Below are 13,870 nucleotides of genomic sequence, written 5' to 3'. Positions count from 1 at the left end.
GCTCCCGTCCGGGAGCACGGCAGCCTCAGCCGGCGAGGACGTGCACGAGCGCCCCGGCCGCACCGGCCAGCACCAGGACGACGATGAACGGCGCCCGCAGCGCCAGGGCGAGCGCGGCCACGGCCAGCCCGACCAGCCGGCCGTCGACGACCAGGTCCCGCCCGGACGTCGCGGCCTGGACGGCGACCAGCGCGGCCAGCAGCGCCGCCGGCACGAACTCCACCACCCGGGTGACCCACGGCCGCTCGACCCAGGCCGCCGGCACCGACAACCCGGCCAGCTTCAGCAGGTAGCAGCCCAGCGAGCCGGCCAGCACCGCCGCCCACAGCGCCCCGCTGCTCACGGGGTCACCGCCGTCCGCGGCCGCCCGGCCAGCGCGACCGCCACGACGGCCAGCACCACCTGCACCCCGGCGGGCACGAACGGGGTCAGCGCGAGCGCCACCACCGCCCCGCCCAGGGCGACCCGGCGCTGCACGTGCGGCTCACGCGCACCGCGCCGCAACCGGGGCCAGAGCAGGGCCAGGAAGGCGGCGGGCACGATCGCGTCCAGCGCGGCCTGCGCAGTGCCGCCCAGCGCGGCGGCACCCAGCGAGCCGATCAGGGTGGTCACGTTCCAGCCGAGGTAGATGGTCGCGCCGGTGACCCAGAACGCCAGCCGGCCCAGCTCCCGGTCGGGCGCGGCGACCGCCATCGCCGTCGTCTCGTCGATGACCCAGTGCGCGGTGCCGGCCCGCCGGAGCAGGCCGCGGGGCGCCAGCATCGGGGCGAGCCGCACGCCGTAGACGGTGTTCCGGGTGCCCAGCAGCAGCGCGCTGCCCACCGCCGCGAACGCACCCCCGCCGGCGCCGAGCACGCCCACCAGCGCGAACTGCGAGGCGCCGGTGAACATCAGGGCCGAGAGGGTCACCGCCTGCCAGGTGTCCAGCCCGGCACCGGCGGCGGCCGCGCCGAAGGCGACGCCGTACAGGCCCACGGCCACCCCGAGGCCGATCGCGTCACGCAGGGTCGCGGTGCGGGCGTCGGACGGCACGAGGGGACCCTAGAGCGCCCGGGGTTGGCCGGGCTCACACCCGCTGGCCCGGGCCGGCGTCCCGGGCCGCCGTACAGTGAGGGTCGCCCGCGCGCGGGCCCGTCATGGGCCCGGCACCCGCGAGCTCCCCGTCGAAGGAGACACACCCCGCATGTCCGACACGCTGACCGGATCGCCGGCGCTGGACGCCGTGAACGCGGCCCTGGCGACCGTCCAGGACCCGGAGATCAACCGTCCGCTGCCCGAGCTGGGCATGGTCAAGGACGTGCAGATCGGCGTCGGCGGCGACCCGGGCGCCGTGCGCGTCGAGGTCTACCTCACCGTCGCCGGCTGCCCGATGCGCGAGACGATCACCAACCGCGTCACGCAGGCCGTCGGCGCCGTCCCCGGCGTCACCGCCGTCCAGGTGGGCCTGGACGTGATGAGCGACGAGCAGCGCACCGAGCTGCGCAAGACCGTGCGCGGCAGCGACACCGCCGAGCCGGTCATCCCCTTCGCCCAGCCCGGCTCGCTGACCCGCGTCTACGCGGTCGCCTCCGGCAAGGGCGGCGTCGGCAAGTCCAGCGTCACGGTCAACCTGGCCGCCGCGATGGCGAAGAAGGGCCTGTCGGTCGGCGTCGTGGACGCCGACATCTACGGCCACTCGGTGCCCCGCATGCTCGGCGTGGACGACAAGCCCACCCAGGTCGACAACATGATCATGCCGCCGCAGTCCTACGGCGTGAAGGTCATCTCGATCGGCATGTTCACCCCGGGCAACACCCCGGTCGTGTGGCGTGGCCCGATGCTGCACCGCGCGCTGCAGCAGTTCCTCGCCGACGTGTGGTGGGGCGACCTGGACGTGCTGCTGCTCGACCTGCCCCCGGGCACCGGTGACGTCGCCATCTCCATCGCCCAGCTGGTGCCCAACGCCGAGATCCTCGTCGTGACGACGCCGCAGCTGGCCGCCGCCGAGGTGGCCGAGCGGGCCGGTGCGATCGCCACCCAGACCCACCAGCAGGTGGTCGGCGTCATCGAGAACATGTCCTGGCTGGAGCTGCCCGACGGCTCCCGGATGGAGGTGTTCGGCTCCGGTGGTGGCGAGGCCGTCTCCGACGCGCTGACCAAGACCCTCGGCGCCCGGGTGCCGCTGCTCGGCCAGATCCCGCTGGACACCCGGCTGCGCGAGGCCGGGGACGCCGGTGCGCCGATCGTGCTCGCCGAGCCCGACGCGCCCGCCGCCCAGTCGCTGTCGAAGATCGCCGACGGCCTCGCCGTCCGCTCGCGCGGCCTGTCCGGCATGTCGCTGGGGCTCACCCCCGTCAAGCGGTAGTCACCAGCTCGGACAGCAGCGGCCGGTCACCCCACGGGTGACCGGCCGCTGCGGCGTCCGGGTCGGCTCACACCAGCTCCTCGACGTCCCAGCTGGTGCCCTCCCCCTGCCGGAAGACCTCGGCGAGCACGAGCAGCAGGACACCGCCCAGCAGCGCCGGGACGACGGTGAGGGTCACCCCGGGCACGAACACGCTGTCCGGTCCGGCCTGCCCCAGCCGGTCCAGGACGGCGAGCGAGGCCAGCTGCGGCAGCAGCGGACCGATGCCGCCCGCCAGCACCACCAGCACGGCCAGGCCGGCCAGCCGCCGGGCGTTGCCGGGCTCGAACGCGTGCCCGGCGGCGATGGAGGCCAGCACCGGCCGCAGCAGCCAGGCCGCGACGCCGGCGGCCAGGCCGAGGACGGCGGCGTCGCCGCGGGCCAGCAGCTGCTCGCCCACGGTGGACCACCAGGCCGACAGCTCCGCCGCCTGCCCCCCGTCCAGCCCGGTCACCAGGGCACCGTCGGGCAGCCCGGGCACCTCGGCAGCGCCGGCGGCCAGCTCGACCGGCACCCGGACGGCAGCACCTGCCTGGGTGGCACCGTTGATCGCGTACACCGGCCCCGCGACCGCACCGGCGACCCCGAGCACGGTGACCAGCCCCCGGAGCCACCAGAGCACCGACGGCGTCACGTAGGTCGTCTCACGCGCCATGCGGCACCCCCGGGCATCGACGGGTCGGTGGGCGGAGTCTGCCCACCGACCGCAGAGGTGTCCAGCGCCGCCGCCGCGGCGTCCGATGACGGCGGGGTCAGGTGCTGCCGGAGCAGCTGCCCCAGGGGGTCAGGTGGCGTCGGCGTCGAAGGGGGGCGGGCTGCCGGCGGCGCGGGTGCGGGTCAGCTGCGTGGACCGCACCCGGGACGCCGCGGTCGCCCCACCGGCGGCCGACCGGGGCGGGCCGTCGTCGTCGGCGAGCAGCTGCTGCCGGATGAAGGTCTTCGGGTGGTACTGGCGCAGGTCGATGTCGCGCAGGTGGTCGAAGTCGTCGCCCAGGGTGTCGTGCAGCTGGCTGCGCACCCCGGTGACCGCCTCGCGCGCCTTCTTCAGCCCGGTGGCGGCGTCCTTGGCCAGCGAGGGCAGCCGGTCGGGGCCGAAGATGAACAGCGCGGCCAGCGCCAGGACGACGATCTCGCCCCAGCCGATCGAGTTGAACACCGCTCCTCCTCGCCCCCGGCCGCGCGCCGCGGTCGTGTCCAGCGTAGGTGGGCCGGCTGACCAGCAGCTGAGCGCAGCCCCAACAGATGGTGTCCGGCCCGCCCGCGCGGACCCTCGGCTCAGGCGGCGCCGAGGGTGACCTGGACCTCGCGGGAGGCCCCGTTGCGCACCAGCTCCAGGGTGACCGTGTCGCCCGGCTCCCGGGCGTCGACGGCGACGACCAGCTCCTCCGAGCTGCCCACCGCCTCGCCGTCCACCGCGATGACGACGTCCTGCTCCTGCACCCCGGCCTCGGCCGCGCCGCTGCCGGGCTCGACGTTGACCACGAGCGCGCCGTCCCGGGTGCCGTCGGTGACCGAGCGGGCGTTCACCCCGAGGGTGGCGTGCACGGCCGACCCGGTGGAGATGAGCTGCTCGGCGATGTCGCGCACGGTGTCGATCGGGATGGCGAAGCCGAGCCCGATGGAGCCGCCGGTGGTGCCGTTGCCGCCCACCGAGGCGATGGCGGTGTTGATCCCGATGACCGCGCCGGTGCCGTCGACGAGCGCGCCACCGGAGTTGCCCGGGTTGATCGGGGCGTCGGTCTGCACCGCGCTGATCACCGCGTTGGTGTCGCTGCCCTCGCCGGCGAGCCGGACCGGGCGGTCGAGGGCGCTGACGATGCCGCTGGTGACCGTGCCGGCCAGGCCCAGCGGCGAGCCGACGGCCACGACCGGGTCTCCGACGGCCAGGCCCGCCGGGTCGCCCAGCGAGGCCGCGACCAGCCCCGGCTTCTCGACCTTGAGGACGGCGAGGTCACTGGCCGGGTCACGGCCGACGATCCGGGCCGGGCTGCCGCTGCCGTCGTCGAACACCGCGCGGATCTCGGCGTCCTCGGCGTCCGCGGCGCCGGAGATGACGTGGTTGTTCGTGACGATGTAGCCCTCGTCGGCGTCGACCACGACCCCGGACCCGGTCGCCCCGGCGTTGGCCAGCCGCACCTCGATGGAGACGACCGCGGGGGTGATCCGGCCGGCGATGTCGGCCACGGAGCCCGGCTCCCGGCTGGTGCCCGGGGAGACCTCGGACAGCTGCGTGCCCGGGGAGAGCAGCGGCTCCTCGTCGGCGGTGCGGCCGAGGAACCAGGCGGTGGTGCCCCCGGCGACGCCGACCAGCAGCAGGCACAGCAGGGCGAGCGTGGTCAGCCGGAGCGAGAGGTCACGCAGCCGGACCTTGCGGCGCCCCTGGGCGTCGACGAGGAACGGCCCGGCCTGCTGCTCCTCGCGCGGGTACTCGGCGGGTGGTCCGAGACCGGCGGGTGCGTAGGGGTCGCGCCACGGGTCGGCGGTGGCGTCGGGCTTCCAGAACGGAGCGGCCGCGGTGCGCCGCCGCTGCGGACGGCCGCCGGGCGGCTCACCCAGGCCCGAGGCCCCGTCACGCGGGGCGAAGGCGCGCAGCACGGCCTCCGGGGGCGGCGGCGGCAGCGGGCGCGGCGCCGCCACGGGCCGGTCGCCGCTGAAGGAGCCGGTGACCTCCTGCGGCCGGCCGAAGGCGGCCTGCTGCGCCGGGTGCGGCTCGGGCCGGGCCTCGGTGCCCGGCTGCAGCCGGGCGTCGGTGGGCGCGAAGGCCCCCGTGGTGCCGGCCGGCCGCCCGAAGACGGCCTCCTGGTCCACGCGGTGGTCATCGGCGCGCTCGTCGGCCCGCCGGGGACCGGTGGGGTCGGAGCCGGGCGTCTCGCTCAGGGCGTCCCGTCCGGGGGCAGCGTGCTGGTGGCGCCCACGGTCATCGTGCGCACCACGGGCGGCACGATGTCGGTGCGCTCGGTCGGGACCGTGCGGCCGACCGGCCCCGCGACCTGCCCGGGCCGGGCGACCTCGTCGGCGGGCACGTCCCCGGCCGGCAGGCCGACGGCGAGGACGGCGACGCCCAGGCCGAGCCCAGCCAGCGCACCGGTGACCCCGCGGCGCAGCCAGCGGGCGCTGCCGTCGGCGCGGGCCGGCGGCTCGGCCGGCGCCAGCGGGATGGCCCACGAGCCGCCCAGCCCGGTGGTGGTGAGCCCGTCGGCACCCGCGCTGACCGTGCCCAGCCCTCCGCTGCCGGGCACGTCTGCGGTGAACGGGATCGCCTTCAACCGGGACAGCAGGTCGCCGGGGACGTCGAGGTCGACGTCCCGCTGCAGGGCGTCCTTGGCCTCCCGCTGCGCGGCGACCGCCATCCGGCACTGGACGCAGCCGCCCAGGTGCCGGGCGGCCCGGCCGGCCGCCCCACCGGACAGCTCGCCGTCGACGAGGGCGGCGATCGCCTCCTGGGCGAGGTGGCTCTCCGAGATGCTCACGACACCTCCCCGGTGGCCAGCGCGGCGCGGCCGGCTGCCGTGCGGTTCGGGGCCATGTGGGCCAGGGCCTCGCGCAGCTGCACCCGGCCGCGGTGGATGCGGCTGCGGACGGTGCCGAGCTTGATGCCCAGCGTCGCCGAGATCTCCTCGTAGGTGAGGCCCTCGATGTCGCAGAGGACGACGGCGACCCGGAACTCCGGGCTCAGCGCGTCGAGTGCGGCCTGCACCTGCGGGTCGAGGTGGGTGTCGGCGTAGACCTGCTCGGGCGAGGGCGCGGAACCAGGCAGCCGCTCGGTGTCCTCGGGCAGCGCGTCGAAGCGGATGCGCTGCCGGCGCCGGACCATGTCCAGGAACAGGTTCGTGGTGATCCGGTGCAGCCAGCCCTCGAAGGTGCCCGGGGAGAAGTCCGCCAGCGAGCGGAACACCCGGACGAAGGTCTCCTGGGTCAGGTCCTCGGCGTCCTGCTGGTTGCCCGACAGCCGGTAGGCCAGCCGGTACACCCGTGCCGAGTGGTCGCGGACGACCTGCTCCCACGTCGGGGCGACCCACGGCTCGGCCGCCGCGGCGGCGGGCTCGGGCAGCCCCTGGCCCGCGGGCTCGGTCGTGGCGGGCTCGGTCACCGGCCCAGGATCGCAGACCACGGGCGCGGTCACCTCCCCACCGGGGGTGGACCGCTCGACGGGAGGCTGGCTGCTGGCACGCGAGAGACGCACGCCCGTTCCAACGGGCCGGCGGCGGAGCGGTGTTCCCGTCGGCGGCGGACCCACAGCCAGTTGCCAGGAACACCCAGGTCGACGACGGCGGCGCCACCCCTCCCGGGCGCGGACCCCGGTGCCGCCACTACCCTCGCCCAGTGACCAGCGCTGCCGGACCGCCCCCCTCAGGAGGGTCCCCGACCAGTGCCGCGGACTACGCCGACAGCTTCGCCACCGAGAGCCCGGCCCAGGCCGCAGCGCGACAGCGGGCCCTGACGTCGGCCAGTGCCTTCGGCACGCCGGCCCCCGTCGAGCCCGCGGTCGGCGCCACCCTCGCCGTCCTCGCCGCCTCCAGCGACGCCCGCTCGGTCGTCTCGATCGGCAGCGGTGGCGGCGTGGCCGGGCTGTGGCTGCTGCAGGGCATGCGCACCGACGGGGTGCTCACCTCGCTGGACGCCGACCCGGCCGAGCTGCGCGCCGCCCGGCGCGCGTTCACCGAGGCCGGCGTGCCCAGCGGCCGGACCCGGCTGATCTTCGGCACCCCCAGTGAGGTGCTGCCCCGGCTGTCTCCCGGCGGCTACGACCTGGTCAGCTGCGCCGGCCCGCCGCTGGAGTACTCCAGCGACCTCGACGGCCTGCTCGGGCTGATCCGCCGCGGCGGCTCGCTGGTCTGCCACGGCCTCCTCACCGAGGCCCGGATCGCCGACCGCTCGGCCCGCGACCCGCAGACCGTCGCCTGGCGGGAGATCGCCCGCACCCTCCGCGAGGACGAGACGCTCACCTGCGCGGTGCTGCCGATCGGCACCGGCCTCCTGGTCGCCACCAAGCGCACCTGACCGGCACGGCCGCGGCCGGGCCGGTCAGCGGAAGGGGAACCGGGCCTCGGGCTCCCAGGGGCCGCCCCGGTAGTGCCACAGGCCCAGCCCGCGGGCGGTGATCGTCTCCGGCTGGAAGGCGGCCGACAGCTGTGCGTGCAGTGCCCGGGCGACGTCCGGGTCGACCTTGTTCTGCACGGTGACGTGCGGGCGGGACCACTGCCGGTCCTGCCGGGTCAGCCACGGGTCGAAGGCGGTGGCCAACCCCCTGCGCAGCGCGGTGAGCTCGGCCGACCCCAGGTCCAGCGCCACCCCGCGACCGAGGAACCGCACCCCGGTCACCGCGACGTCGAACGCCGGCCGGTCGGCCGCCGCCCGCAGCTCCTCGGCCACCCGCCCGAGGTGTTCCCCCGGGAGGGCGTGGAACAGCGTCACGTGCGCCTGCAAGTGGTTCCGCTCGGCCGGGAAGTGCGCCGCCCGCAACCGGTCGAACCGCTCCTGCGCCGCCTGGCCGAGCAGCAGCGTGACGATCAGCGGGGCGGTGCCGGCACGGCCCTCGTGCAGGGTCCCGGCGTGAGCGGAGCGAGGGTTGGGGGGCACGAGGGTCCTCTAACCGATGGCGCGGGCGCCCTTGCCCAGGATGGTCACGCCGCCCGCGCTGACGTGGTAGCGCTCGCGGTCACGGTCGAGGTCGACGCCGATGTGCGCGCCGGGCGGGACGACGACGTTCTTGTCCAGGATCGCCCGCCGGACGATGGCGCCCTCGCCGATGTGCACGCCGTCCATCAGCACGCTGCCCTCGACGCGTGAGCCGCGCTCGAGCCGCACGCCCGGGGAGACCACCGAGCCGTGCACCGAGCCGCCGTCGATGATCACGCCGGCGCTGACCATCGACTCCTCGGCCCGGCCACCGAGCACGAACTTCGCCGGCGGCAGCATCGGCGGGAGGGTGTAGATCGGCCAGCGGTCGTTGTAGAGGTTGAAGACCGGGGAGACCGACACCAGGTCCATGTGCGAGTCGTAGTAGGCGTCCAGGGTCCCGACGTCACGCCAGTAGCCGTGGTCGCGCTCGGTCTCCCCCGGGACGACGTTGCTGCTGAAGTCGTAGACGTAGGCGTCGCCGGCCTCGGCCATCATCGGCATGATCGAGCCGCCCATGTCGTGCACCGAGCTCTCGTCGGCGGCGTCGACCCGCAGCGCCTCGAGCAGCGCGTCGGTGGTGAAGACGTAGTTGCCCATCGAGGCGAAGGTCTCGTCGGGGCTGCCGGGCATGCCGGGCGGGTCGGCCGGCTTCTCCAGGAACTGCCGCACCTTGCCGTTCTCGTCGGCGTCGATGACGCCGAAGGCGGTGGCCTCGTGGCGCGGCACCCGCAGCCCCGCGACCGTGACGCCGGCGCCGGTGGCCAGGTGCTGCTCGATCATCTGGGCCGGGTCCATCCGGTACACGTGGTCGGCACCGAAGACGACGACGATCTCGGGCCGGTCGTCGTAGATCAGGTTGAGGCTCTGGTAGATCGCGTCGGCGCTGCCGGTGTACCAGCGCGGGCCCAGCCGCTGCTGCGCCGGCACCGGGGTGATGTAGCTGCCCAGCAGGGTCGACATGCGCCACACCGTGGTGATGTGCCGGTCGAGGGAGTGGCTCTTGTACTGGGTGAGCACCGCGATCCGCCGGATGTCGGCGTTCACCAGGTTCGACAGCACGAAGTCGATGAGCCGGTAGTTGCCCCCGAAGGGGACGGCGGGCTTGGCCCGGTCCTGCGTCAGGGGGGCGAGGCGCTTGCCCTCGCCACCGGCCAGCACGATTCCCAGGACCTTCGGACCGCCACGCATGGACGCAACGTAACTGCTGAACCCCTGGTTCGCGCGATCTTGCGCGCAGCACGCAGGAGCGCACCACCACCTAGGGTGAGTCGCGTGCGCGTGGGAGTGGTGACGAGGGAATGGCCGCCGGACGTCTACGGAGGGGCCGGGGTGCACGTCGAGCACCTCGTCGCGGCCCTGCGTGGGCTGGAGCGCGGCCCGGAGCTGGACGTGCACTGCTTCGGCGGTCCGCGCCCCGACGCGACCGGGCACGGCGTGCCCAGCGGGCTGCAGTCGGCCAACGGCGCGCTGCAGGCCGTGGGGGTCGACGTGGAGATCGCCGCGGCCCTGGCCGACGCCGACCTGGTGCACTCGCACACCTGGTACGCCAACTCCGCCGGCCTGCTGGCCCAGCTGGTGCACGGCTCGGCCCACGTGGTGACCGCGCACTCCCTGGAGCCGCGCCGGCCGTGGAAGGCCGACCAGCTCGGTGGCGGCTACCGGCTGTCCTCGTGGGTCGAGCGCACCGCCTACGCCTCCGCCGACGCGGTGATCGCCGTCAGCCGCGGCATGCGCGCCGACGTGCTCGACGTCTACCCCGATCTCGACCCGGCGAAGGTGTTCGTGGTCGGCAACGGCGTCGACGCGCAGGCCTACCGCCCGGTCGAGGCGCCCGACGTCGTCCGTGGTCTGGGCGTCGACCCGGACCGGCCGTACGCGCTGTTCGTCGGCCGGATCACCCGGCAGAAGGGGCTGGTGCACCTGCTGGCCGCAGCCGAGCAGCTGCCCCCGGAGGCCGGCCTGGTGCTCTGCGCCGGCGCCGCCGACACCCCCGCCGAGCGCCAGCAGGTGGCCGACGCCGTGGCCGAGCTGCAGTCCCGCCGCACCGGCGTGGTCTGGATCGAGCAGATGCTGCCCCGCGAGCAGCTCGTGCCGCTGATCACCGGCGCGACGGTGTTCGTCGTCCCCTCGGTCTACGAGCCGCTGGGCATCGTGAACCTGGAGGCCGCGGCCTGCGGGACGGCGGTGGTGGCCAGCGCGGTGGGTGGCATCCCGGAGGTGGTCGACGACGGCCGCACCGGGCTGCTGGTGCCCTACGACGCCGACGACCCGGCCGCCTTCGCCGCCGGGCTGGCCGCCCGGATGTCCGAGCTGCTGGCCGACCCGGCCCGTGCCGCGGCGATGGGCGTGGCCGGCCGGGAGCGGGTGCTCGCCGAGTTCGGCTGGCCGGCGATCGCCCAGCAGACGGTCGAGGTCTACGAGACGGTGCTCGCCGCCCGCGGCTGACCGGCCGGGCCGGTCAGCGCGACCGACCGCCGTCGTCGCGCCGGCCGGTGCTCGGCTGGTCGTAGAGCGCCGACCGGCCGCGGCCGGCGGCCTTGGCCCGGTAGAGGGCGCTGTCGGCCCGGCGCATCAGCTGGGAGGCGAGCTCCCCGGGCCGGTGCTCGGCAACCCCGACCGACAGGGCCACCCGCGCGCTGGCGAGCCGGAGCTGCTCCACGACCGCCAGGGCGGCGGGGCCGTCGTGGTCGGGCAGCAGCAGCGCGAACTCGTCGCCGCCGTGCCGGGCCAACACCGCACCCCGCGGCACCCGCGGCAGCCACTCGCCGGCCACGCTCCGCAGCAGCTCGTCGCCGGCGGCGTGCCCGTGCTGGTCGTTGATCGCCTTGAAGTGGTCGACGTCGACCAGCGCCGCCGACAGGTGCGCACCCGACCGGGCCGCCACCCGCAGGGCCTCCTCCAGCGCGTCGTCGAACCCGCGCCGGTTCGCCAGCCCGGTCAGCCCGTCGAGGCTGGCGGTCGAGGCCCGCCGCACCAGGGTGGCGACCACCAGCGCGATGGTGCAGGTGACCACCGCCAGGACGACGACGGGACCGGCCGGCACGCCACGGACGGAGAGCACGACGGTGCCTGCGGCGATGGCGGTCAGCAGGTACGCCGCCGCCAGCGGGGGCGCGAAGAGGAAGAACGCGGCGACCGCGACGAAGGAGTAGATGCCGGCCAGCGCCAGCGCGCTCACCGTGTCCGGGGCCAGCGCGACCACGGCACTGATCAGCGCCGTGCCCAGCAGCACCAGCAGGTGGAAGAGCGGCCGGGGCAGCCGGTGGCCCCACCGGACGACCGCGGCCCCCGCGACAGCGGCGACCACGCCGATCACGGTCAGCAGGGCGGTGCGGCCGCCGCGGTCGACCGTCGAGAGCGCCACCAGCGCCAGCACGGCCAGCCCACCGGCGACGTAGAGCGCGCCGATGACCGGCCCGATGACCCGGACGGTGGCCACCTCCGGTGCGCTGCGCCTCCACCACATGCAGCTCCATCGGTCCGGGGACGAGGCCCCCGGAGCCCTGCCAGGGGCGACAGCCCCCTCCGGGTGACCTGCTCAGCCGGCGTCCCGGTCGATCTCGGCGGCCAGCACGGCCAGGGCGTCGACCACCCGCGCCACCACCCGCCGCTCGGCCCGGTCCGGGCGCAGCAGCGCCTCGACCCGTCGCCCGGCGGGCACCCCGGTCAGCGGCAGCAGCCGCACCCCCGGCCGGCGGGAGGTCGTGTGCCGGGGCAGCAGGGAGATGCCGTGCCCGGCCGCCACCATCGCCGAGGCCACGGTGAAGTCGTTGATCCGGTGGGCGATGTGCGGCGCGGCGCCGGACCGGGTCGCCACGGCGGCCAGCACCGGCGCGACGGGGAAGCCCTCCCGCACCGTGATCCAGGCCTCGCCGGCGAGCTCCTCCGGGGCGACCGCGGCCCGGCCGGCCAGCGGGTGCGTCGCCCCGACCGCCACGTCCAGGGGCTCGCGGAACAGCGGCACGACCCGCACGTCGGACGGCCAGTCGGCAGCGCCGTCGGGCCGGTGGGCGATGACGACGTCGAACCGGTCGGTCAGCGCCGGGAAGTCGGCCAGCGCGACGTCCTCGTCGGCGCACTCCAGGGTGATGCCCTCCAGCGTCGCGACGGCGCCGAGCAGCCGGGGGAAGACCAGCTGCGCCGCGCTCTGGAACGCCGAGACGCGCACCGTGCCGACCGGGCGGTCGTGGAAGCCCTGGCAGGCCGCCCGGGCCCGCTCCACCGCGACGGCGACGTCGACGGCGGCGTCGGCCAGCGCCTCCCCGGCCGGGGTGAGCCGCAGCCCCCGGCCGACCCGTTCGGTGAGCGGCACGCCCATCTGCGTGGTCAGCGCGGCCAGCTGCTGGGAGACCGCCGAGGGGGTCAGGTGCAGCGCGGGTGCCGCCGCGGTGACCCCGCCGTGGCTGCGGACGGCACGGAGGGTCTCCAGGTTGCGCAGGTCCATGCAGCGAGTCTGAACGGATCGTCAAGATCCGTTCGCTGGAGTTGGACGGCCGTTGCCGGGAGGATCGTCGGCGTGCCCCTTCGTGACCGCCTGCTCGCCTGTCTCGTCGCCGTCCTGTGGGGGCTGAACTTCACCGCGATCCACCTGTCGCTGGAGCAGTTCCCGCCGTTCGCACTGGTGGCCCTGCGGTTCGCGCTGCTCGCCGTGCCCACGCTGCTGTTCGTGCCGCGGCCGGCCGTCCCGCTGCGCTGGCTGATCGGCTACGGCACCGGCTTCGGCGTGCTGCAGTTCCTCTTCCTGTACCTGGCCATGGACACCGGGATGCCGACCGGCCTGGCCTCGCTGGTGCTGCAGTCCTCGGCGCCGTTCACCGTGCTGCTGGCCGGGGTGCTGCTGCACGAGCGGCTCACCGCCCGGCAGCTCACCGGGGTGGGCATCGCGGTGGCCGGGCTCGGTGGCATCGCGCTCTACCGGGCCGAGGTCGGCGGCACGGCGCTGCTCCTGCCGGTGCTGCTCACGCTCTGCGGCGGTCTGGGCTGGGCCCTGGGCAACCTGTGCACCCGGCAGGCGCGGGCCACCGAGCCGCTGAAGCTCACCCTCTGGATGAGCGTGGTCCCGCCGCTGCCGATGCTGGCCGTGTCGCTGCTGGCCGAGGGCCCGGCCGCCATCGCCCGCTCGTTCACCACGCTGGGCAGCCAGCAGGGGCTGCTCGCGCTGGCCGGGCTGCTCTACACCGTGGTGGTGGCGACGCTGCTCGGCTCCGGGCTCTGGACGGCGCTGATGGCCCGCCACCCCTCCAGCACGGTGGCCCCGTTCTCGATGCTCGTGCCGGTGGTCGGCATCGGCGCCTCGTGGCTGCTGCTGGACGACACCACCTCCGCGGTGGAGATCGGCTGCGGCGCCGTCGTCGTCGCCGGGGTGCTGCTGGCCACGACGACCGGCCGCACCCCGACGCGGGGAGATCAGGGCCAGATGGAGGCGACGATGATCGCCGAGACCGCCAGCGTCGAGCCGGCGGAGACCAGGCTGGCCGGGTGGAAGGCGACCTCGGTGAGGTGGTGGCCCAGCCGGCCGGGCGTGAGGACGTCGAGCAGCAGGAACGCCAGCGCCTGGAGCAGGATGCCGAGCAGCCCGAACACCACGGTGTAGGCCAGCGCCCGCCCGAACCCGCTGGTCGCGTTGGTCCAGATGGTGGTGAACGCGATCGCCCCCTGGCCGAGGAACCCGGCGGCCAGCGCGATGCCGGCGTTGACCGAGCGCTCCTCGTAGATGTGCCGGGCCAGCCGGCCGGGGGTGAGCAGGTCGAGGGCGAGCGCGCCGACGAACAGCAGCGCGATGCCGACGGCGGTGTAGGCGACGGCGTAACCGATGCTGGCCAGCACGGGGGACCTCCAGGTCAGGGGCGGGGCGCGATGGAGCCT

At 75.6% G+C, this 13,870-nt stretch carries 15 protein-coding genes and 1 pseudogene; 4 read left to right on the top strand and 12 right to left on the bottom strand.

The window, feature by feature from the left end:
- Positions 1-25: 25 nt before the first annotated feature.
- Complete coding sequence (locus ACJTNH_RS15570; protein WP_458177201.1) at positions 26-343, bottom strand: AzlD domain-containing protein; 318 nt, start codon at positions 341-343, stop codon at positions 26-28.
- Positions 340-1,032, bottom strand: coding sequence for an AzlC family ABC transporter permease (locus tag ACJTNH_RS15565; RefSeq protein ID WP_458177199.1), 693 nt, complete (start codon positions 1,030-1,032; stop codon positions 340-342). The genes ACJTNH_RS15570 and ACJTNH_RS15565 overlap by 4 nt, the downstream gene beginning before the upstream one ends.
- A gap of 151 nt (positions 1,033-1,183) precedes the next feature.
- Between ACJTNH_RS15565 and ACJTNH_RS15560 the strand changes: the two genes are divergently transcribed.
- The gene (locus ACJTNH_RS15560; RefSeq protein ID WP_458177197.1) at positions 1,184-2,344 is read left to right on the top strand and encodes an Mrp/NBP35 family ATP-binding protein; all 1,161 of its coding nucleotides are present in this window, start codon (positions 1,184-1,186) and stop codon (positions 2,342-2,344) included.
- A gap of 67 nt (positions 2,345-2,411) precedes the next feature.
- Here the strand turns inward: ACJTNH_RS15560 and ACJTNH_RS15555 are convergent, their stop codons facing one another.
- The 5 genes from ACJTNH_RS15555 to sigE form a co-directional block, all read right to left on the bottom strand.
- Positions 2,412-3,038, bottom strand: coding sequence for a hypothetical protein (locus ACJTNH_RS15555; protein WP_458177195.1), 627 nt, complete (start codon positions 3,036-3,038; stop codon positions 2,412-2,414).
- Between the two features lie 129 nt (positions 3,039-3,167).
- Positions 3,168-3,539: a twin-arginine translocase TatA/TatE family subunit gene (locus tag ACJTNH_RS15550; protein ID WP_458177193.1), complete on the bottom strand. Its 372-nt coding sequence runs from the start codon at positions 3,537-3,539 to the stop codon at positions 3,168-3,170.
- 119 nt (positions 3,540-3,658) lie between these two features.
- Positions 3,659-5,191: a S1C family serine protease gene (locus tag ACJTNH_RS15545; protein ID WP_458177191.1), complete on the bottom strand. Its 1,533-nt coding sequence runs from the start codon at positions 5,189-5,191 to the stop codon at positions 3,659-3,661.
- Positions 5,192-5,256: 65 nt separating this feature from the next.
- The gene (locus tag ACJTNH_RS15540) at positions 5,257-5,853 is read right to left on the bottom strand and encodes an anti-sigma factor family protein (RefSeq protein ID WP_458177189.1); all 597 of its coding nucleotides are present in this window, start codon (positions 5,851-5,853) and stop codon (positions 5,257-5,259) included.
- On the bottom strand, positions 5,850-6,473 hold the full coding sequence (gene sigE / locus ACJTNH_RS15535; RefSeq protein WP_458177187.1) for an RNA polymerase sigma factor SigE: 624 nt from the start codon (positions 6,471-6,473) through the stop codon (positions 5,850-5,852). The genes ACJTNH_RS15540 and sigE overlap by 4 nt, the downstream gene beginning before the upstream one ends.
- A 233-nt stretch (positions 6,474-6,706) precedes the next feature.
- Between sigE and ACJTNH_RS15530 the strand changes: the two genes are divergently transcribed.
- Positions 6,707-7,384, top strand: coding sequence for an O-methyltransferase (locus ACJTNH_RS15530; protein WP_458177185.1), 678 nt, complete (start codon positions 6,707-6,709; stop codon positions 7,382-7,384).
- A gap of 24 nt (positions 7,385-7,408) precedes the next feature.
- Here ACJTNH_RS15530 and ACJTNH_RS15525 read toward each other — a convergent pair whose 3' ends face one another.
- Positions 7,409-7,963, bottom strand: a complete 555-nt coding sequence (locus tag ACJTNH_RS15525; protein ID WP_458177183.1) for a 2'-5' RNA ligase family protein — start codon at positions 7,961-7,963, stop codon at positions 7,409-7,411.
- A 9-nt stretch (positions 7,964-7,972) separates the two neighbouring features.
- Entirely contained in the window at positions 7,973-9,193 is a 1,221-nt protein-coding gene (gene glgC, locus ACJTNH_RS15520; protein ID WP_458177181.1) for a glucose-1-phosphate adenylyltransferase, read from the bottom strand.
- A gap of 84 nt (positions 9,194-9,277) precedes the next feature.
- Here glgC and glgA point away from each other — a divergent pair, with 84 nt between their 5' ends.
- Entirely contained in the window at positions 9,278-10,450 is a 1,173-nt protein-coding gene (gene glgA / locus ACJTNH_RS15515; RefSeq protein ID WP_458177179.1) for a glycogen synthase, read from the top strand.
- A 13-nt stretch (positions 10,451-10,463) separates the two neighbouring features.
- Here glgA and ACJTNH_RS15510 read toward each other — a convergent pair whose 3' ends face one another.
- Both ACJTNH_RS15510 and ACJTNH_RS15505 read right to left on the bottom strand, forming a co-directional pair.
- The gene (locus ACJTNH_RS15510; RefSeq protein ID WP_458177177.1) at positions 10,464-11,471 is read right to left on the bottom strand and encodes a diguanylate cyclase domain-containing protein; all 1,008 of its coding nucleotides are present in this window, start codon (positions 11,469-11,471) and stop codon (positions 10,464-10,466) included.
- 72 nt (positions 11,472-11,543) lie between these two features.
- Complete coding sequence (locus ACJTNH_RS15505; protein WP_458177175.1) at positions 11,544-12,449, bottom strand: LysR family transcriptional regulator; 906 nt, start codon at positions 12,447-12,449, stop codon at positions 11,544-11,546.
- Here ACJTNH_RS15505 and ACJTNH_RS15500 point away from each other — a divergent pair.
- A pseudogene (locus ACJTNH_RS15500) lies at positions 12,372-13,370 on the top strand (EamA family transporter); the annotation flags it as partial. The gene ACJTNH_RS15505 and the pseudogene ACJTNH_RS15500 sit on opposite strands and share 78 nt — an antisense overlap.
- A 41-nt stretch (positions 13,371-13,411) precedes the next feature.
- On the opposite strand, the gene ACJTNH_RS15495 reads toward ACJTNH_RS15500, so the two are convergent.
- A complete protein-coding gene (locus tag ACJTNH_RS15495; protein WP_458177173.1) occupies positions 13,412-13,831 on the bottom strand; it encodes a DUF350 domain-containing protein in 420 nt (139 codons plus the stop codon).
- Between the last annotated feature and the right edge of the window lie 39 nt (positions 13,832-13,870).

The sequence above is a fragment of the Modestobacter lacusdianchii genome, assembly GCF_054177765.1.
Note: the sequence above shows the minus strand (reverse complement) of the source record. Positions and strands in the feature narration are given on the sequence as shown.